This window comes from Nonomuraea sp. NPDC052129, from assembly GCF_040680095.1.
Taxonomy (GTDB): Bacteria; Actinomycetota; Actinomycetes; order Streptosporangiales; family Streptosporangiaceae; genus Nonomuraea.
Genome location: NZ_JBFAVX010000001.1, coordinates 880944 through 899541, shown reverse-complemented (window position 1 = coordinate 899541; position 18598 = coordinate 880944). Strand labels below are relative to the sequence as shown.

Annotated in this window: 17 protein-coding genes; 11 read left to right on the top strand and 6 right to left on the bottom strand. The window is 70.3% G+C overall.

The window, feature by feature from the left end:
• Positions 1–64 precede the first annotated feature (64 nt).
• The 11 genes from glmU to AB0L53_RS04135 all read left to right on the top strand — a co-directional run bounded on the left by glmU (position 65) and on the right by AB0L53_RS04135 (position 11665).
• Positions 65–1516, top strand: a complete 1452-nt coding sequence (gene glmU / locus AB0L53_RS04185) for a bifunctional UDP-N-acetylglucosamine diphosphorylase/glucosamine-1-phosphate N-acetyltransferase GlmU (protein ID WP_363989941.1) — start codon at positions 65–67, stop codon at positions 1514–1516.
• A 64-nt stretch (positions 1517–1580) separates the two neighbouring features.
• On the top strand, positions 1581–2558 hold the full coding sequence (locus tag AB0L53_RS04180) for a ribose-phosphate diphosphokinase (protein WP_357943919.1): 978 nt from the start codon (positions 1581–1583) through the stop codon (positions 2556–2558).
• Between the two features lie 92 nt (positions 2559–2650).
• Positions 2651–3265 (top strand): 50S ribosomal protein L25/general stress protein Ctc, encoded by a 615-nt coding sequence (locus AB0L53_RS04175; RefSeq protein ID WP_363989937.1) that lies wholly within the window; start codon positions 2651–2653, stop codon positions 3263–3265.
• 60 nt (positions 3266–3325) lie between these two features.
• Positions 3326–3910 carry an aminoacyl-tRNA hydrolase gene (pth, locus tag AB0L53_RS04170; protein ID WP_363989935.1) on the top strand — a complete coding sequence of 195 codons (585 nt, stop codon included), beginning with the start codon at positions 3326–3328 and terminating at the stop codon, positions 3908–3910.
• Positions 3911–4109: 199 nt separating this feature from the next.
• Positions 4110–5462: a sugar transferase gene (locus tag AB0L53_RS04165; protein WP_363990363.1), complete on the top strand. Its 1353-nt coding sequence runs from the start codon at positions 4110–4112 to the stop codon at positions 5460–5462.
• Positions 5462–6226 carry a 3'(2'),5'-bisphosphate nucleotidase CysQ gene (locus AB0L53_RS04160; protein ID WP_358541720.1) on the top strand — a complete coding sequence of 255 codons (765 nt, stop codon included), beginning with the start codon at positions 5462–5464 and terminating at the stop codon, positions 6224–6226. Before AB0L53_RS04165 ends, AB0L53_RS04160 begins: the two co-directional genes overlap by 1 nt.
• A gap of 18 nt (positions 6227–6244) precedes the next feature.
• Positions 6245–7159 (top strand): sulfate adenylyltransferase subunit CysD, encoded by a 915-nt coding sequence (gene cysD / locus AB0L53_RS04155; protein WP_357943925.1) that lies wholly within the window; start codon positions 6245–6247, stop codon positions 7157–7159.
• Between the two features lie 4 nt (positions 7160–7163).
• The gene (gene cysN, locus AB0L53_RS04150) at positions 7164–8426 is read left to right on the top strand and encodes a sulfate adenylyltransferase subunit CysN (protein WP_357943927.1); all 1263 of its coding nucleotides are present in this window, start codon (positions 7164–7166) and stop codon (positions 8424–8426) included.
• A 239-nt stretch (positions 8427–8665) separates the two neighbouring features.
• Positions 8666–9574: a sulfotransferase gene (locus AB0L53_RS04145; protein WP_363989930.1), complete on the top strand. Its 909-nt coding sequence runs from the start codon at positions 8666–8668 to the stop codon at positions 9572–9574.
• Between the two features lie 199 nt (positions 9575–9773).
• On the top strand, positions 9774–10694 hold the full coding sequence (locus AB0L53_RS04140) for a glycosyltransferase family A protein (RefSeq protein WP_363989928.1): 921 nt from the start codon (positions 9774–9776) through the stop codon (positions 10692–10694).
• Positions 10695–10828: 134 nt separating this feature from the next.
• A complete protein-coding gene (locus tag AB0L53_RS04135; protein ID WP_363989925.1) occupies positions 10829–11665 on the top strand; it encodes a WecB/TagA/CpsF family glycosyltransferase in 837 nt (278 codons plus the stop codon).
• A gap of 106 nt (positions 11666–11771) precedes the next feature.
• Here the strand turns inward: AB0L53_RS04135 and AB0L53_RS04130 are convergent, their stop codons facing one another.
• From AB0L53_RS04130 to AB0L53_RS04105, 6 genes are read right to left on the bottom strand one after another with little or no spacing between them, the layout of a single operon-like run.
• Positions 11772–12668 (bottom strand): sulfotransferase, encoded by an 897-nt coding sequence (locus tag AB0L53_RS04130; RefSeq protein ID WP_363989922.1) that lies wholly within the window; start codon positions 12666–12668, stop codon positions 11772–11774.
• A 31-nt stretch (positions 12669–12699) separates the two neighbouring features.
• The gene (locus tag AB0L53_RS04125) at positions 12700–13971 is read right to left on the bottom strand and encodes a polysaccharide biosynthesis C-terminal domain-containing protein (RefSeq protein WP_363989920.1); all 1272 of its coding nucleotides are present in this window, start codon (positions 13969–13971) and stop codon (positions 12700–12702) included.
• A complete protein-coding gene (locus tag AB0L53_RS04120; protein ID WP_363990360.1) occupies positions 13959–14804 on the bottom strand; it encodes a sulfotransferase domain-containing protein in 846 nt (281 codons plus the stop codon). Before AB0L53_RS04120 ends, AB0L53_RS04125 begins: the two co-directional genes overlap by 13 nt.
• A 5-nt stretch (positions 14805–14809) precedes the next feature.
• Positions 14810–15715 carry a hypothetical protein gene (locus AB0L53_RS04115; RefSeq protein WP_363989918.1) on the bottom strand — a complete coding sequence of 302 codons (906 nt, stop codon included), beginning with the start codon at positions 15713–15715 and terminating at the stop codon, positions 14810–14812.
• The gene (locus tag AB0L53_RS04110) at positions 15712–16989 is read right to left on the bottom strand and encodes a hypothetical protein (protein ID WP_363989915.1); all 1278 of its coding nucleotides are present in this window, start codon (positions 16987–16989) and stop codon (positions 15712–15714) included. Before AB0L53_RS04110 ends, AB0L53_RS04115 begins: the two co-directional genes overlap by 4 nt.
• Positions 16986–18287 (bottom strand): Wzz/FepE/Etk N-terminal domain-containing protein, encoded by a 1302-nt coding sequence (locus AB0L53_RS04105; RefSeq protein WP_363989912.1) that lies wholly within the window; start codon positions 18285–18287, stop codon positions 16986–16988. The genes AB0L53_RS04110 and AB0L53_RS04105 overlap by 4 nt, the downstream gene beginning before the upstream one ends.
• Positions 18288–18598: the final 311 nt, after the last annotated feature.

Here is an 18598-nt window from a genome sequence, read left to right as displayed (position 1 = left end):
GTCGGGAGGGTGGCGGTGCGACAGCTGCCGCCCCGAACCGCCCAGCCACAGGGAGCCCCAGTCCGTGAGTGTGCCGCGCCCGGCCGCAGTCATCGTCCTCGCCGCAGGCGAGGGCACCCGGATGAAGAGCCAGACCCCCAAAGTCCTGCATGAGATGTGCGGCCGCACCCTGGTCGACCACATGCTCACCGCCGCTCGCGACCTCGGTCCCGAACGGCTCATCGTCGTCATCGGCCATGCCTCCGAACGGGTCGGCGCGCACCTGGCGGAGACGAGCCCCGACGCGCGCGCCGTCGTCCAGCGTGAGCAGCGCGGAACCGGCCACGCCGTCCGCACCGTGCTCGAAGAGCTCGGCACGATCGCCGGCACCGTCCTCGTCACCTACGGAGACGTGCCGCTGCTGCGTACGGAGACCCTGGCCGAGCTGCTCCACCGGCACGCGGGTGACGGCAACGCGGTCACCGTGCTGACGGCCGAGGTGCCCGACCCGACCGGCTACGGGCGCATCATCCGCGACTCCGGCGGCGCCGTCCTGGAGATCGTGGAGGAGAAGGACGCCACCCCGGAGCAGCGCGCCATCACGGAGATGAACTCCGGCATCTACGCCTTCGACGGATTGTTGCTCGCCGACGCCGTCAAGCGGGTCTCCACCGACAACTCGCAGGGCGAGGAATACCTCACCGACGTGCTGGCCATCCTGCGGGAGGACGGCCACCGGGTCGGCGCGCACGCCGCCGCCGACTTCACCGAGGTCGAAGGCGTCAACGACCGGGTGCAGCTGGCCATCGCCCGCAAGGTGCTCAACCAGCGGCTGCTCGACGGCCACATGCGCGCCGGAGTCACGATCATCGACCCGGCCAGCACCTGGATCGACGTCGGCGTCGAGATCGAGCCCGACGCGGTCGTCCACCCCGGCACGCAGCTGCACGGCCATACCGTCATCGAGGCCGGAGCGGAGGTCGGGCCGGGCTCCACGCTCACCGACACCAAGGTCGGCGCGGGCGCGGTCGTGCGCAACGCGGTCTGCGACCACGCCGTGGTCGGCCCGGAAGCGAGCGTCGGCCCCTACGCCTACCTGCGCCCCGGCACCGTGCTCGGGCACAAGTCCAAGGCGGGCACGTTCGTCGAGATGAAGAACACCCAGGTCGGCGACCGGTCGAAAGTGCCGCACCTGTCGTACGCGGGCGACGCCACGATCGGCGAGGACGTCAACATCGGCGCGGCCGTGATCTTCGTGAACTACGACGGCGTCAACAAACATCGCAGCACGGTACGCGACGGCGCGTTCGTCGGCTGCGACTCCATGCTCGTCGCCCCCGTGACCGTGGGCGACGGCGCGTACACCGCGGCCGGTTCGGTCATCGACAGCGACGTCCCTCCGGGCGCGATCGGCGTGGCCAGGGCGCGACAGCGCAACATCGAGAAATGGGTCTTGCGCAGGCGCGCGGGCACGAAGTCGGCTGCGGCGGCCGAAAAGGCGCTGGCCGAGCAAGAACAGCAGGAGAGTGGCAAATGACCGAGCTTGCCGAGGTCATCAGTAACAACCGCACCGTGGTCACGAGACCGGCGAAGGAGATCTCATGACCAGCATCAAGCAGCCGGGCGAGAAGAACCTCATGCTCTTCTCCGGCCGGGCCTACCCGGAGCTCGCCGAAGAGGTCGCCGAGCACGTCGGCGTCTCCCTCACGCCCACCAAGCTGATCGACTTCGCCAACGGCGAGATCTACGCCCGCTACCTCGAATCCGTCCGCGGCTGCGACGCCTTCGTGATCCAGAGCCACACCGGGCCCATCAACCAGTGGATCATGGAGCAGCTCATCATGGTAGACGCGCTGAAGCGGGCCTCCGCCAAGCGCATCACCGTGGTCATGCCGTTCTTCGGCTACGCCAGGCAGGACAAGAAGAGCCGCGGCCGCGAGCCGATCACGGCCAGGCTGATGGCCGACCTGTTCAAGACCGCGGGCGCCGACCGGCTCATGTCGATAGACCTGCACACCTCGCAGATCCAGGGCTTCTTCGACGGCCCCGTCGACCACCTGTTCGCCATGCCGGTGCTGGAGAGCTATCTGAAGAACCGGCTCGACCTGGCCAACACCACGATCGTCTCGCCCGACACCGGCCGGGTCCGGCTGTCGGAGCGCTGGGCCGACACGCTCGGCACGCCGCTGGCCTTCATCCACAAGCGCCGCGACCTCGACGTGGCCAACTCGGTGAAGGTCAACGAGGTCGTCGGCAAGGTGCGGGGGCGCACCTGCGTGCTGATCGACGACATGATCGACACCGCGGGCACCATCTGCAAGGCCGCCGACGCCCTCTATGAGCAGGGCGCCACCAACGTGATCACCGCCGCGACCCACGCGGTGTTCTCCGATCCCGCGGTCGACCGGCTGAAGAACTCCCGGATCTCCGAGGTCATCGTCACCAACACCCTGCCGTTGTCCCAGGCCAACAGGTTCGACAAGCTCACGGTCCTGTCGATCGCGCCGCTGATCGCGCGCGCGATCACCGAGGTCTTCACCGACGGGTCGGTCACCAGCCTGTTCGAGGGCGACACCTGAGCCGGTAGACTTTTACGGTTGCGTTCGTAACGCCTTCCGCTAGGGCGGGTGAGGGGGAACGCAAATCCCGCAAAGCATCCCTAGGAGATGTCGTGTCTGAAGTACGTATCGCCGCCGAGCCGCGCACCACGTTCGGCAAGGGCGCCGCTCGCAAGATCCGTCGTGACAACAAGGTGCCCGCGGTCCTCTACGGCCACGGCACCGACCCCAAGCACCTGACGCTGCCCGGCCACGAGGTGCTCCTCGCGCTGCGCACCGCCAACGTGCTGATCCACCTCAAGGGCGACGGCGTCGACGAGCTCGCGCTGCCCAAGGGCGTTCAGCGCGACCCGATCAAGGGCTTCGTCGAGCACGTCGACCTGCTCCTGGTCAAGCGGGGCGAGAAGGTCACCGTCGACATCCCGGTCACCACGGTCGGCGCCGTCAACTCCGAGGGCCTGCTCGACCAGCAGCTCGTCTCCGTCTCGGTCGAGGCCGAGGCCACCCACATCCCGACCGGCGTCGAGGTCGACGTCGAGGGTCTGGTGATCGGCACCGTGGTCACCGCGGCCGACCTCAAGCTGCCCGAGGGCTCCACGCTGATCGCCGAGGGTGAGACCGTCATCCTCCAGGTCATCGCCAAGCCGGTCGAGGAGCCCACGGAGGCCGAGGCCGCCGAGGCAGAGGCCGCCGCGGCCGCCACGGTCACCGAGGAAGCCGGCGAGTAACACACCGCTGTTCGGCGACGGGGCAGCCGCCGGCTGCCCCGTTTCGCTTGAGGGAGACACATGGACCGCTGGTTGATCGTCGGGCTCGGCAATCCGGGCGCCGAATACGCCGGCAACAGGCACAACGCGGGCTTCATGGTGCTCGACGAGCTGGCCGCCAGGGCCGGCGGGCGGTTCAAGGCGCACCGGAGCCGGGCCGAGGTCCTGGAGTCCAGTCGCGCGGTGCTGGCCAAGCCGCTGACGTACATGAACCTGTCGGGCGGCCCGCTCAAGGCCCTGTCCGACTTCTACAAGCTCGGCCCCGACCGGCTGATCGTGGTCCACGACGAACTCGACGTCCCCTACGGCGCGCTGCGCGCCAAGCTCGGCGGCGGCGACAACGGCCACAACGGGCTGAAGTCGATCACCAAGGTGCTCGGCACCCGCGACTACCTGCGAGTCCGCTTCGGCATCGGGCGCCCGCCCGGCCGCATGGACCCGGCCGCCTACGTGCTCAAGGACTTCGCCACGGCCGAGCGCAAGGACCTGGGCTTCCTGGTCGACCGGGCGGCCGACGTGGTGGAGTCGCTGATGGAGCGTGGGCTCGAGACCACGCAGAACGAGTTCCATCGCGCCGATCTGCACATTTCCGGCCCTCCTCGCTGACCATCGCATAGAGGCGTTCGCGGTTTCCCACGCGTCGCTCAGCGCTACGATCTGGTGACTGTCTGTTGATCATCGGTCACGTGGAGGATTCGTGCGCGACGGCGATGGGCTGCTGACCGCTGTCCGGTCCGGCCACGCCAGGTCCGGGCGGCTCAGTCCGCACCTGCCCCCCTGGATACGCGCCTACCGTGTGCGCGCCATGCTCGGCGACTTCCTGTGCGCGGGGGCGGCGTCCGGGTTCGCGTTCTTCGCCAGGTTCGGCGGTTTCACCGCCTACGCCGCGCCGTACCTCGTGGTCAGCATGGCCCTGCCGGTGCTGTGGATCTGCACGGTGGCCTTCAACCGGGCCTACGAGCCGCGCATGCTCGGCATCGGCTCCGAGGAGTTCCGCCGCGTCGTGCAGTGCGGCGTCGCGCTGACCGCCGCGACGGCCATCGGCTCCTACGTGACCAAGACCGACATCGCCCGCGGCTACGTGGTCCTCGCCCTGCCGCTCGTGACACTCCTCACTCTTTTCTGCAGGTACGCCCTGCGCCGCTCGCTCCACCGGCGCCGGGCGGCGGGCGCGTGCATGCGCAAGGTGGTGGCCGTCGGGCACGCCTCCGCGATCGCCGAGCTGGTCCACCTGTTCCGCAGGGAGCCCTATCACGGCATGGAGGTCGTGGCCGCCTGCCTGCCCGACGACGCGCCCGGTGAGCGGGTCGGCGAGGTGCCCGTCGCGGGCGGCTTCAGCGACGTGTCGATCGTGGTCGACCAGTCCGGCGCCGACACTGTGGCCGTGCTCGCCTGCCCCGAGATGGACGGCCAGGCGCTGCGGCGGCTGGCCTGGCGGCTGGAGCGCACCCGCACCGACCTGGTGGTCGCCCCGGCGCTGATGGACGTGGCCGGGCCGCGCACGATGATCCGGCCGGCCGCCGGGCTGCCGCTGCTGCATGTCGAGCACCCCGAGCTGGCGGGGGTCAGGCAGCTGGTCAAGAACGGATTCGACCGGGTGGTGGCCGCTCTGCTGCTGGTGTGCCTGGCTCCGTTGCTGGGCGGGCTGGCGCTGGCCGTACGCGTGAGCAGTCCCGGGGCGGCGCTGTTCAGGCAGATCAGGGTCGGCAAGGACGGCCGGCCCTTCATGATCGTGAAGTTCCGCACGATGCGGCGCGGTTCGGAGCAGCAGAAGATCACCCTCGTCAGCGACAGTGACGGTGTGCTGTTCAAGGTCCGCAACGATCCCCGGGTGACGCCGCTCGGCACGCTGATGCGACGGCACTCGCTCGACGAGCTGCCGCAGCTCATCAACGTCGTGCTCGGGCACATGTCGCTGGTCGGGCCGCGCCCGCCGCTGCCGGAAGAGGTCGCCCGCTACGGCGACGACGTCCGCCGGAGGCTGCTGGTCCGACCTGGTTTGACCGGTCTGTGGCAAGTCAGCGGAAGATCCGACTTGTCCTGGGAGGAATCGGTCCGCCTCGACCTGCGTTACGTGGAGAACTGGTCTCTCATGCTGGATCTACAGATTCTTTGGAAAACCTGGTCGGCCGTCGCCCGCGGGCAAGGAGCTTATTGATGACGATTCGGGACGACCATGCCCTCGCTGCCGATCTGGCGACGGAGGCTGGCGAGCGGTTGCTGGAGGTTCGCCGGCGTACCGGGTTCGCCGACGCGTCCGCGTTGCGGGCCGAGGGCGACCGTAGCGCGCACGTCTTCCTGATGGAGTCGCTGGCCCGGCTGCGGCCGAGCGACTGCGTGCTCTCCGAGGAGGCCACCCGCGAGGAACGCCTCGACCCACGCAGGCAGAGCGCCTCACGGGTGTGGATCGTCGACCCGCTCGACGGCACCCGCGAGTTCTCCGAGGAGGGCCGGTCCGACTGGGCCGTCCACGTGGCGCTCTGGGAGCGGGGCGCGCTGAGCGCGGGCGCGGTGGCGCTGCCCGCCCAGGGCCGCACGCTCAACACCGCCGAGCCGCCCACGCTGCCCACGTTCGACAAGGGCCGCTTCCGCATCGCGGTCAGCCGCACCAGGCCGCCCGAGTTCGTACAGAAGCTGGCCTATCTGGTCGGCGCCGACCTCGTGCCGATCGGGTCGGCCGGGGCGAAGATCTCCGCCGTGCTCACCGGAGAGGTCGAGGCGTACGTGCACGCCGGCGGCCAGTACGAGTGGGATTCGGCCGCGCCCGTCGCCGTCGCGCAGGCGGCCGGGGCCCACGCCAGCCGCATCGACGGCTCGCCGCTGACCTACAACCAGGCCGACCCCTCACTACCGGATATCCTTGTTTCCCTACCTGACTTGGCGTCTGCCCTGCTCGCCGGGATTCGGGACCTGCATCGCTGAAGGCCGGAGGAAGCCCCTATGCTCCAGCGCGACTACACGACGTCGCAGCTCGACGTACTCGAAGCCGAGGCCATTCACATCATGCGTGAAGTGGCGGCGGAGTTCGAGCGCCCCTGTCTGCTCTTCTCGGGCGGCAAGGATTCCATCGTCATGCTGCGGATCGCCGAGAAGGCGTTCTGGCCGGCACCGATCCCGTTCCCGCTGATGCACGTCGACACCGGCCACAACTTCGACGAGGTCATCGAGTTCCGTGACCGCCGTTCCGAGGAGCTGGGCGCCCGCCTGGTCGTGGCCAGCGTGCAGGATTCGATCGACGCCGGGCGCGTGGTCGAGGAGACGGGCCGCCGCGCCTCGCGCAACCGCCTGCAGACCACCACGCTGCTCGACGCGATCGAGGACCAGGAGTTCGACGCCGTCTTCGGCGGTGCCCGGCGTGACGAAGAGAAGGCCCGCGCAAAGGAGCGGGTCTTCTCCTTCCGCGACGACTTCGGCCAGTGGGACCCCAAGAACCAGCGCCCCGAGTTGTGGAACCTCTACAACGCGCGGATCCGCAAGGGCGAGCACATCCGGGTCTTCCCGCTGTCCAACTGGACCGAGCTCGACATCTGGGACTACATCCGGCGCGAGGGCATCGAGATCCCGTCCATCTACTTCTCCCACACCCGCAAGGTCTTCGAGCGCGACGGCATGCTGCTGCCCGACTCCGAGGTCGTCAAGCGGGGCGATGACGAGCCGCTGTTCGAGGCGGTGGTGCGCTATCGCACGGTGGGCGACATGACCTGCACCGGGGCCGTGCAGTCCACGGCCGCCACCGTGGAGGAGATCATCGAGGAGATCGCGGTCACCCGGATCACCGAGCGCGGGGCCACCAGGGCCGACGACCGCGCCTCGGAGGCCGCCATGGAGGATCGCAAGCGGGAAGGCTACTTCTAAACCCATGGACATTCTGCGTTTCGCGACCGCGGGAAGTGTCGACGACGGCAAGTCCACCCTGATCGGCCGCCTGCTCTTCGACTCCAAGGCGATCTTCGAGGACCAGTTGGAGGCGGTCGAGCGCACCTCGCGCGACCGCGGCACCGAATACACCGACCTGTCGCTGCTGACCGACGGCCTGCGGGCCGAGCGGGAGCAGGGCATCACGATCGACGTGGCCTACCGCTACTTCGCGACGCCGCGCCGCAAGTTCATCATCGCCGACACGCCCGGGCACATCCAGTACACCCGCAACATGGTCACCGGCGCCTCCACCGCCGACCTGGCGATCATCCTCATCGACGCGCGCAAGGGCGTCCTTGAGCAGTCGAGGCGGCACGCCTTCCTGACCACGCTCCTGCGGGTGCCCCACCTGGTCCTGGCCGTCAACAAGATGGACCTGGTCGACTACTCCGAGGAGCGCTTCGAGGAGATCCGCGAGGAGTTCACGGCCTTCGCCTCGAAGCTCAACGTGGCCGACCTGACGTTCATCCCCATCTCGGCGCTCAACGGCGACAACGTGGTCTCGCGGTCCGAGAACATGCCCTGGTACCACGGCTCGTCTCTGCTGCACCACCTGGAGAACGTCCACATCGCCTCCGACCGCAACCTGGTCGACGTGCGCTTCCCCGTCCAATACGTGATCCGCCCGCAGCGGGCCACCGACCACGCCTTCCACGACTACCGCGGCTACGCGGGGCAGGTGGCGGGCGGCGTGCTCAAGCCCGGTGACGAGGTCGTCCACCTCCCCTCGGGCCTGGCCACCCGGATCGCCTCGATCGACACCTTCGACGGGCCGGTGGAAGAGGCGTTCCCGCCCATGTCGGTGACGCTCCGCTTCGAGGACGACATCGACATCTCGCGCGGCGACATGATCGCCCGGCCCAACAACCAGCCGCAGGTGGCGCAGGAGATCGACGCCATGATCTGCTGGATGGCCGACAGCGCCAAGCTGGCGCCGCGCTCCAAGCTCGTGATCAAACACACGACGCGGACCGCTCGGGCGCTCGTCCGTGACCTGCACTATCGGCTCGACGTCAACACGCTGCACCGCGACGAGACGGCCACCTCCCTGTCGCTCAACGAGATCGGGCGGGTGTCGTTGCGGATCACCCAGCCGTTGTTCGTGGACGACTACTCGCGTAACCGGTTGACCGGTGGGTTCATCCTGGTGGACGAGTCCACGAACGCGACCGTCGGGGCCGGCATGATCATGGACCTGCGGTAGTCGACTGATTCATGGCGGGCGTCCAGCGGGCTGGACGCCCGCGTCGGCGCGCCTGCGGCTAAGGGTTTGGCACAGGCGTCCGGTGGGCCGGGCGCCCGCATCCGCGCGCCCGTGGCTGAGGGATCGGCGCAGGTGGCTCGGGGGCTTAGGTAGATCCTTTGTCGTTTCGCGGATGGGATGATTACTCTCCGCGCTAGCCTCTCCACGTTCCGTATCCATGACGTGAAGGCCATTCCCCCGTGACGCATCGTTCGACCGCCTACCGGGTGGTCTACCTGGGCGGCCTCGGCCGTAGCGGCACCACGCTGCTCGAGAGACTGCTCGGCGAGATCTCCGGCGTGGCACCCCTCGGCGAGGTCGTACACCTCTGGGCCCGAGGCGTACTGGCCGGCGAGCCATGCGGCTGTGGCGAGCCCTTCCCGGCCTGCGCGTTCTGGCGCGAGGTCGGCGAGACCGCGTTCGGCGGATGGACGCGGGCCCTGGCCGAACGCGTCCTCACCCTGCGGCACCGCGTCGACCGCACCCGCAGGATCCCCCGCATCGCCCACCCGGAGCTGGCGGAGTACGCCGGCACCTACCAGCGCCTCTACGACGCCGCGGCCAAGACCGCCGGCGCGACGGTCGTGATCGACTCCGGCAAACACGCCTCCCTGGCCTTCTGCCTGGCGGCCACCGGGGTGGACGTGCATGTGGTCCACGTGGTCAGAGACCCGCGGGCCGTCGCCCACTCCTGGCGCAAGACCGTCGAACGCCCCGAGGACGGCCGCCCGATGACCCGCTGGGGCCCCGCCCGCACCGCCGTCCACTGGACGGCCCAGAACCTCGCCCTGGACCTCCTCGCCGCCCGCGGGGTCCCGGTGACGAGGCTTCGTTACGAGGACCTCCTGGCCGACCCAGCGGCCGCTCTGGCGACATTGGCCGACATCCTGGGCCTGGGTACGGCGCTGCCCTTCCTGACCGGCACGACCGCCCACCTGACCACCGCCCACACCGCCTCGGGCAACCCCATGCGCTTCACTGTCGGCCCGGTCGAACTGCGGCGGGACGACGCGTGGCACTCCGGCCTCCCGCGCCACCATCGGCACCTGGTCACGGCACTCACCTGGCCGCTCAGGTCGCGGTACGGGTATGGGGAGGCGGCGGCGTGAACGGGTCTCGCGCGGTCGGGCCTGGTGCGGACGGGCTTTCGGTGGTCGGGTCTCGTGCGGCCGGGTCTCAGGTGGCGGGGTCCCGCGCGGCCCGGCCTCAGGTAGGCGGGTCTTGTGCGGTCGAGCGTCGTGTGGTCGGGCCGCGTGAATGGGTTGCCGACGCCGTGGCGTGGGCCGTACCTCTCGAAGTGGGGGTCGCATGAGTGCGTCCGTCGGCGTGGTGATTCCCACTCGGGGTGACCGGCCCGAACAACTGCGGGCGGCCGCCCAAGCCGTCCTGACCCAGGACTACCCCGGCCGGATCTCGCTGGTCATCGTCGTCGACGGTGGCGACCCCATCGCAGTCGCCGAGCAGGTGGCCGATGTGGTGACGCCGGGCGCCGTCACGAACGCCCGCCATCGCGTGCTCGTCCTGCCCAACGCCCTCAGCGCCGGGCTGCCGGGTGCGCGCAACACCGGCATCTCCGCGTGCGACACCGATCTGATCGCCTTCTGCGACGACGACGACGTGTGGCTGCCGGGCAAGCTCGCCGCGCAGCACCAGGCGATCGAGGATGGCGCGGAGTTCGTCAGTTGCGGCATCGAGGTCGAGTACGGCGTACGCCGGGTGCCGAGGCTCGCGGGCAGCGACACGGTCACGGCGGCCGACCTGGTGCGTTCGCGCATGGTGATGGTGCACTCGTCGACGTTCTTGTTCAAACGCGGGGCCCTCTGGGTGGACGAGAGCGCCCCGGCCGGCCAGAACGAGGACTGGGACCTGGCCCTGCGCGCGGCCAAGCGGCATCCGATCGCGAATGTCGATCGCCCACTTGTACGTATCCGTTGGGGCAATTCGCACTATGTCGCCTGCTGGGCCGACCGCATCGCCGGGCTGGAGTGGATGCTCGCCCGACACCCCGAACTGGCCGTGGATCCGCGCGGCGCGGCGCGGGTCTACGGCCAGCTCGCTTTCCACCACGCCGCACTGGGGCGGCGTCGTGAGGCCGGTCGCTGGGCCCTGCGCACGTTCGCCGAGCGCATCGCCGAACCACGCGCCCCGATCGCCCTCGCCGTCGCCGCCGGGCTGATCTCCGCGCCGGCGGTGCTCGCCCTGCTCCACGATCGGGGGCACGGCATTTGAGCGCCGTCACGGCGGAAGTGGTCACCGCAGGTGTGGTCACAGCGGACGCCGTTACAACGCGCGTCTTACGGCGGGGTCCGGATACCGGGGTTTGACACGGGTGGGGTTCACGGGGTGTGGGAGAGGGGCCGGGGATGGTTGGCGAGCAGGCGAGGCCGGTGCGGGTGCTGGTCGGGGGTGTTGCCGTCGATCCGCTGACCGAGCGCCAGGTCGTCGAGCACGTCGATGGTGAGCTGGGTGCGGGGAGGGGTGGGCGGATCGTGACGCCGAACGTCGACATCTGCCGCGCCGTCGCGAAGGACGTCAAACTCCGTCACCTCGTCAACTCCGCTGACCTCGTCGTGGCCGATGGGATGCCGCTGGTGTGGGCGTCGCGGCTGCTCGGCACGCCGATACCCGAGCGGGTCACTGGGGCCGACCTGATCTGGTCGTTGAGCAAGCTGGCCGCTCGCCGAGGGTGGCCCATCTATCTCCTGGGCGGCCCGCCGGGCGTGGCCGCGTCCGCCGCTCATGAGCTCACCGCCTGCTATCCCACGCTTCAGGTCTGCGGCGTGGACGCGCCGCCCTACCGGTTCGAGAGCGGTGCCGGTGAGCGTGAGCGGGTGCGGCGGAAGGTCGTGAGGGCGGAGCCGAAGATGGTGTTCGTCGGGCTCGGGTTTCCGCGGCAGGACCGGCTGATCGCGCGGCTGAGCCAGGATCTGCCGGGGGCGTGGTTCGTGGGGTGCGGGTCGGCGATCGCGTTCGCCGCCGGCACGGTGCCGAGGGCGCCCGAGTGGATGCGGGGCGCGGGGTTGGAGTGGGCGTTTCGGCTGGTGAGCGAGCCCGGTCGACTGGCCAGGCGCTACCTGGTCGACGACCTGCCGTTCGCGGCCCGGTTGCTGGGCGATTGCCTGAGAGCGCGGGCCTCGTCGGGAAGTATCCACGACTCGTCGGGAGGCGCACGCGACTCGTCGGGGAGCGCGCGCGAATAGGTCGGCTGCCGATGGTCCGCTTCCCCAGGGACCCGTCCAGCCCCGCACAGACCCGTCGCTCGGCAGTGACGCGCCACGGTTCCGGCGGGACGAGCTGGCCGGTGGCTCATCCGGCGGAGGTGAGCTCGCGTACGCGGGTCGCTTCCGCCCGTGTCAGGCCGAGGGTGGCCGTTTCGAGCGCGCGGCGTGAGTTCATGGGCCGGAAGGCCGTGCGGGACAGGCCCGACCAGGCAAAAGCGCTCCCCGCGCCGACGGGGGCCGTGCATGCTCGGGTGATGCGGCGCTCGGCCGTGGGCGACCAGGCGAGGCCCGCGTACTCGTACAGCTGCCGGAAGCCCGGGACCGGTGCGGAGGCCAGTTCATCGTAGGAGGTCAGCAGGATGCCGGGGGTGCGGGCGAGGATCGCCTGTGTGACCCGCCACAGCGCCGCCGCCTTGGCGATGCGGTCCTGGGAGCCGACCAGGGCACGGAGGCCCAGGAGCTCGGGGTGGTCGCGGACGAGCAGGGGTTGTTCGAGGAGCTCGTGGAAGTAGACGGTCCAGCCCAGGCGCTGCCAGCTGGCCACGAACGCCACCGGGTCCCGGGTCAGCGCGATCACCTTGCAGCCCAGCCGCTTGGCGAACCAGCCCGCCGAGAGCACCGCGAACGGGTCGTCGAGCAGGGCCCGCCGTCCCAGCAGGCGGCCGAGGGTGAAGGCCGTGCCGTAGCGGGTCATGCGGGCCAGATCGTACGGCGAGCGGTTGGTACGCAGTTCGGCCAGGTAGCGGTAGCGGAGCGCGACCGTGTCACGGAAGGCGGGCAGCCAGTCGGCGGTGTTGTCGTCGCAGATGTACTGGAAGCGGTGGGTGACCTGGGCCCGCAGGACGCCGGGACAGCGGCCGGGCGGGTGCTGGGGGTTGAGCGGCTCGTTGACGTAGACGAGGTCGCCCCCGGCCGCCAGCATCTTGCCCGTCCAGCTCGTGCCACTCCGGGGCAGGCCCGTCACCAGGATGGCACCGCTCATGCCGCCGCCAAGGAGCGCAGGATGGGGCCGGTCACGCTGTGGTCCAGGAGCGGAAGCGGAGTGCGGGGAGGCTGTGGCGGCCAAAGGGGTGCAGGCCGTAGCGGTGGTGCAGTTGCCAGAGTGGGAGCAGGTTCTTGGCGATCATCCCGCCCGCCCAGCCGAGCACCGCGCCGAACGCTCCGTGGGCCGGGATGAGCGCCACGTCCAGCGCGACCGTGCAGGCGATGGCCGCCACCAGGTTGAGCAGGCTGGCCGTGGTGTGTCCGGCGGCGGTCAGTACGACGTCGACCATGCCGCACGCGGTCGCCAGCATCATCGTGCCGGCCAGCACCAGTGCCACCGGCACGGCCGTGCCGTAACCCGGCCCGAACAGGCGCAGCAGCCACGGCGCCAGCGCGGCGTACCCGAGCCAGATCGGCCAGGTGAGCAGCACCAGCCAGATCGTCGCCGCCTGGTACAGCTCCCGCGCCCGCCCCATCTCGCCGTCGGCCAGCGCCCTGACCAGGCGCGGCTGTACGGCCTGTGCCAGTCCCTGGTTGGCGAGCTGGCCGACGACCTTGAACCGGGTGGCGGCGGTGTAGACGGCCGCCTGGACCGGGCCGCCGAGCAGCGCGACGACCACGATGTCGAGCCGCTGGAACACCGCCTGGATGGCACCCGCGACCGAGCGCGGCGCCGTGTAAAGCCACAGGTCGCGGGCAGTGCCCGGCAGGTACGGCGTACGCGGCAGCCGTTCGCGCAGCTGGATCGCGGCAAGTAGCGCCACCGGTACATACGGCAGCGCCCAGAGGAACGGCAGCCACTGCGGCCTGGCGGCGACGGCCGCCGCAGCGACGAGCAGGAACTGGAGCGTCGGCAACGCCATCCCGTCGAGCAGCACGGTAGGCCGCATGGCGCCGAAGCCGCGGGTGGCGGCGAGCAGGAGGTCGGCGGCGACCATCACGGGCAGCGCCGCCGCCAGCAGGCCGAGCCGCGGGTAGAGGGCCGCTCCGCAAGCGGTGGCGAGCAGGACCGCCGGGACCAGAGCTACCCGGATATATCCGGAAATGCCGTGGTAGTCGTAGGTCTTGGCGCGGGCGATGAAATAGATGAGGCCGTTGCCCGCGTCGAGCTTGGCCACGCCGGCCACCATGAGGGCCAGGGCGGTGACGGTGAAGAAGGTGCCCGCCTGGTGCGCGCTGAACGCCCTGGTGACCACCACGACCAGCAGGAACTGGGCCCCCGCGCTGATGACGGCCCCGGCGATGCCCGCGATGCCGCCCCTGGCCACCTGACCGAGCGGCCCCGTGGTCAGCGACGCCACGACGGCTCACCGCCCAGCCAGCGGGCCAGCCGCGTGTCGTACGCCTCGAAGTGGTCCCTGAGCCGCTGCCTGACCGAGCAGGGCAGCGGCCGGGGCAGCGGCCGCCCGTTGTGGCGTTCGAAGATCGGATAGCCCAGGTGGGGCAGGCCAAGGAAGTCCAGGACCCGGTCGTAGGTGCGTTCCGGTTCGGCGAAGAAGCGGTGGCTGTCGAGCACCAGGACGCGTTCGCGGCCGAACAGCGGCTCCAGCCGGTCGAGTTGCTCCGCGTAGCGCCCGCGCGCCAGGTAGGCGTGGTGGCGGTGCGCGTGGTGGACGATGTGAGGCCGCTCGCGGATGCTCTGCTCGGCGCCCGCCAGCCGTCGCTCCTCCAGCTCCAGGGCCTGTTCGAAGTCGGACTCGGTCTCGTAGCCCCTGGCCAGCTCGTGGGCGTGCGCGGAGCACGCCCGCTCGACCGGGTCGCGCACCAGCACGATGAGCCTGACCCCGGGCAGGTCGGCCGCGATGCGCTCCCCGGCCAGCGGATGGAACAGGTAATAGGGCGACGACTCGAACGCCTGCGGATGCGTGCCGTGACGGCGAGCGAGCCGCGCGGCGGCCGCCCGGAGCGGAAAGTGCCCCTGGTACCAGGACAGACCCCGCCCGTAGTCGGCGTCGAAGTAGTGGACGCCCTTGTGCAGCACCGGTTTGAGCAGCAGTGGGTGCCGCGCCAGGGCCCGGTAGAGCGACGTGGTGCCGCACCGCTGCGCTCCGGCGATCAGGAACGACGGCAGCATCCGTACGCTCGACGTGAACCTTCCAGTGGTCCGGGAGATGGACAGGACCGACTGCTTCATCGTGTTCACGTCAGCGGCTCCTGGTGATCGACGAGGGGGTTGAGCCATGTGTCCGGTGGCCCGAGGGGTTCGTGGCCGTCGGCGGCGTGCCGGTCGGCCAGCGTGATGAGGTAGTGCAGGGCCGTCCGCCTGGCCTGCGCCGCCGACAGCCCGAGCGGGGCGAGCACGGGTATGGCCTGCGCCAGGCAGGCCCGCGCGGCCGTGGCCGGGTCCATCCGCCGCAGCGCGCGCTGGAAGAAGTGGTGCACGGCGTCGAACCCGTAGGGCACGCCGACCGCGTAGCGCTCCCAGTCCCAGACGAGCAGCCGCCCGTCATCGGAAGGGGCGATGTTCCAGGGCGACAGGTCGCCGTGCCAGGCCGCTCCGTCGGGGCCGCCGGTGCCGGCGATCTCCTTGACGGCCTCGGTGAGCAGGGCGGCGGGGACCCGGCCGCGCCTGATCGGCAGCGGCGAGAGGACCAGGACCGAGTACTCGCCCCAGCGCTCGTGGCGCAGCACGGTCGGCGCGACCACCGTCTTGAGCGCCAGACTGCTCAGCTTCTTGAGCGTGGCGGCCTCCCCGTCGACCAGTTCGCGGGCGCGCGGGGTGTCACCGATCTTCACGAAGGCCAGGCGGGAGCCCTCACCGTACACCTCCAGGATGGGCTTGCGGTTGGCCCGGCGAGCCGGCCGTACGTGGAGGACGGTCTCGACGGGGACGCCGAGAATGTCGCTCAGGTACGTCTCGATCGAGCCCTCGACCGGCACCATGACCGGCCGGCCCAGCAGCCCGTGCCATCGGCGCCGGGGGGCCAGGCGGCGCGGCAGCAGCCGGTGCGGCAGCACGCTGTAGGCGCGCGGCGAGCCGGGGCCGGGGTAGAGCGCCCGCACGGTCTGATCGAGGTAGCGCAGCCGCACCTTCGCGTCGTTCACGCGGTCTCCCCGGAGTTACGCCACAGGAGGGCGAAGGAGATGAGGTAGAGGCTGAGCGGCGTGACCAGGCCGTCGTACACGAACATGTAGAGCAGCACGAGGATCATGACGAGCACCCCGGCGAGCCCGATCGGGCTGCGGTCTGGCCAGTGGCGCCGGATCGCGCCCAGGAAGAACGCCACATACAGCGCCGCCCCCACGAAACCCTGGGTGATGATCAGCAGCCAGAGCTGTCCGTCGCTGCCCAGCGGCGGATGGCCGCAGCCGCCGCACCACTCGGTCTTGCCGGTGGTGATCGTGCGGTGGTTGCCCATGGCGTTGCGGGTGTTGCCGTAGCCGATGATCGGCGAGTGCGTGGCCGCCGAGATGGTCGCCGACACCGTGAAGGCCCTGATGTCGTTGGAATGCGGGTTGTCCAGGCGCTGGCCGACCAGCGAGGCGAGCGGGCTGAGCGCGAACGCCAGCGTCGCCGCCACCGCCGTCGCGCACAGGGCCAGCCTGGTGCGTCCGCCGACCCGGACGATCAAGTAGAGCCCGGCCAGCCCGAGGCCGATCCAGAGGCCGCGGTTGAGCGAGTAGACGATCGGGATGGCGGCCACGGCGGTCAACGCGATGGCCACCGCCTTGCGGCCGCCCCCGCCGTAGACCCACCAGCCGACCACGAACCAGATGAGCAGCACCGACACGTTGCTGCCCCACGCGTTGGCCCACTCGAACGGCGCCTCGGGGCGCGGCGAGGCGTAGCCGAGCACCTTCTGGGTCTGGGCGGCCGTCGGGTGGATGAGGTTCTGGACGAAGGCGTTGTCGCTGATCCACCCCGGCAGCACCATCTCCACCGGCGAGGTGAACTCCAGCCGGGGGAAGAACACGCCGAGCAGCCCGCCCGCCACGGTCGTGACGAACAGCACCCCGAGCATCCGTACGAGCCTGAGCTGCGGCAGCTCCCGCTCGGTCAGGTTGCCCAGGTAGAGCACCATGATCAACAGCGCCGCGTAGAGCGCGAACCGTATGAGGTAGCCGATGACCCGCCCGGCGTTGAACGCCCCGTACGTGTCGGGCGGCATGTCGGCCAGCATCAGCGCGCTTACCGTGTAACCGGCCAGGAGCAGCAGCCACAGCCCGAACCCGCGCGGCACCCGGATCGGCCGGCGCCGCCAGAGCACGACGGCCATGGGCACCGCCAGGACGATCACCGACAGGCCGCCGAAGCCGAGCGCCCACCACACGGGATAGCCGATGAGAAGCGCGCCGATCGGCCACGCCGGACCTCTCATGCCGAGGTGCCCGGCGGGCGGGGGAGCGAGGTCATGGGCGCCGCCTCGCCGGACTGGCCGGGGTCCAGCTCGCCGCTGGCGACCAGCTTGCCGAGCGGGTTGCCGTCGACCGGCTCGGGCCTCGGGGTCAGGTCCCTGGTCGTCACCACACCGATGATCGGTACGTTGTGCCTGCCCAGATGGCGTACGGCGGCGGCCACCTGTGCCGAGGTGGCCCGGCGCAGCCCCACCAGCAGCAAGGCCGCGTCGGCCCGGGCCAGGTCGCCCACGTCGGAGCCGGTCAGCAACGACAGCGGGGCAGTGACGGCCAGCGGCCCGACCACCGGCGTCGCGCCGAGCTCCGCCGGGATCGCCCTGACCAGCAGTCGCTTGCCCGGGCAGGCGGCGATCACGGCCGAGGCCAGGTCATACGGCACTCCTTGGCGCAGCGGGCCCGACAGGTCGCCGAGCACGGGCAGCCCGGTCAGCCGCTCGACGTCGGCGGCGGTGCGCAACCGGGTGTCGAGCCGGTCGCGGGTGTAGGCGGTGGCCGTGCCGAGGAGCAGGCCGATCATGAGCCCGGTGCCGAGGTAGAGCGGCAGGCTGGGCGAGCTCGGCACGGTCGGCGGCGTGGCCTGGCTGATGACCGACCCGGGAGTGATGGCGACGGTCCGCAGCGCGTCGTACTTGAGCGTGAGGCTGTAGGCCTGCCGGTTGAGGACGCTCTGCCGGTGCGCGGCGATCGTGTGCTCGATGCTGCCCTTGCTCGCCAGGGCGAGCTCCTTGATCACGGTGTCGAGCGCGGTGTTGACCTGCTTGAGCTTGACCAGCATCGCCTTCTGCTGCGCGGTCATCGTCGCCTGCGCGTTCTCGGTGCGGTTGGCCAGGTACGCCTGCGCGTACGCCCGCGACTGGGCCGCCGCGACGGCGGGATCGGCGGCGGTGACCGAGATCCACAGCACGGCCGAGTTGGGCGGCACCGAGACCTCGACGGGCTCGGGCGTGCCAGTCTTGAGCTCTTTGGCGGCCTTGTCGGCCACCACGGACGACTGGGCGATCTGCGCCTCGGTGTCGAGATTGAGCGGCTCGCGCTGCCGGTTGGTCACCTGGTTGTTCTGGTCCTGGACGCCCACGGGCGCGACCAGGACCTGGGTGGTCGCGGTGTAGGCGGCCGGGGTGAACCGCAGCAGCGCCAGTCCCGCCGTGCCGCCGGCCAGCAGGAACCCCAGGAACAGCAGCCAGCGCCTGCGCACCAGCGACAGGTGGTCCGCCAGGTCGCTGGCGTGGTGGCGGCCCGGGAAGTCCGGCGACAGGCTCATTGGAGCGGATCTCCTTCGAGTGTGTGCGCGGTGTCGCCGATCGGCGACTGTGCGTCACGAGTCGCGGCGTCCGCCCACTATAGGCCGGACAGATATTACCCAGGCTGAATCCAGAAGATTTTCTGTGGTACGGCCGACAATTAACCCCACGATAGTCCGAAATAATGCGAAATTGAGGGCTGGTTGGATAGTTGCTGAGCTGGCGATACACCCGCTCCGGCTGAAGTTCTGGGAATGGCATGGCATGGTTCAGGTTTGATAGGACGGGGGTCCTTGGTTGAGGGGGTTGAACGGCCTTGAACCGGTGGGGA

Excerpts from the sequence above, each read along its gene's own strand:
- AB0L53_RS04180 (WP_357943919.1), top strand. The coding sequence starts at position 1,581 with ATGACCAGCATCAAGCAGCCGGGCGAGAAGAACCTCATGCTCTTCTCC.
- pth (WP_363989935.1), top strand. The coding sequence starts at position 3,326 with ATGGACCGCTGGTTGATCGTCGGGCTCGGCAATCCGGGCGCCGAATAC.
- AB0L53_RS04165 (WP_363990363.1), top strand. The coding sequence starts at position 4,110 with ATGCTCGGCGACTTCCTGTGCGCGGGGGCGGCGTCCGGGTTCGCGTTC.
- AB0L53_RS04160 (WP_358541720.1), top strand. The coding sequence starts at position 5,462 with ATGACGATTCGGGACGACCATGCCCTCGCTGCCGATCTGGCGACGGAG.
- cysD (WP_357943925.1), top strand. The coding sequence starts at position 6,245 with ATGCTCCAGCGCGACTACACGACGTCGCAGCTCGACGTACTCGAAGCC.
- cysN (WP_357943927.1), top strand. The coding sequence starts at position 7,164 with ATGGACATTCTGCGTTTCGCGACCGCGGGAAGTGTCGACGACGGCAAG.
- AB0L53_RS04140 (WP_363989928.1), top strand. The coding sequence starts at position 9,774 with ATGAGTGCGTCCGTCGGCGTGGTGATTCCCACTCGGGGTGACCGGCCC.
- AB0L53_RS04135 (WP_363989925.1), top strand. The coding sequence starts at position 10,829 with ATGGTTGGCGAGCAGGCGAGGCCGGTGCGGGTGCTGGTCGGGGGTGTT.
- AB0L53_RS04130 (WP_363989922.1), bottom strand. The coding sequence starts at position 12,668 with ATGAGCGGTGCCATCCTGGTGACGGGCCTGCCCCGGAGTGGCACGAGC.
- AB0L53_RS04120 (WP_363990360.1), bottom strand. The coding sequence starts at position 14,804 with ATGAAGCAGTCGGTCCTGTCCATCTCCCGGACCACTGGAAGGTTCACG.
- AB0L53_RS04110 (WP_363989915.1), bottom strand. The coding sequence starts at position 16,989 with ATGAGAGGTCCGGCGTGGCCGATCGGCGCGCTTCTCATCGGCTATCCC.
- AB0L53_RS04105 (WP_363989912.1), bottom strand. The coding sequence starts at position 18,287 with ATGAGCCTGTCGCCGGACTTCCCGGGCCGCCACCACGCCAGCGACCTG.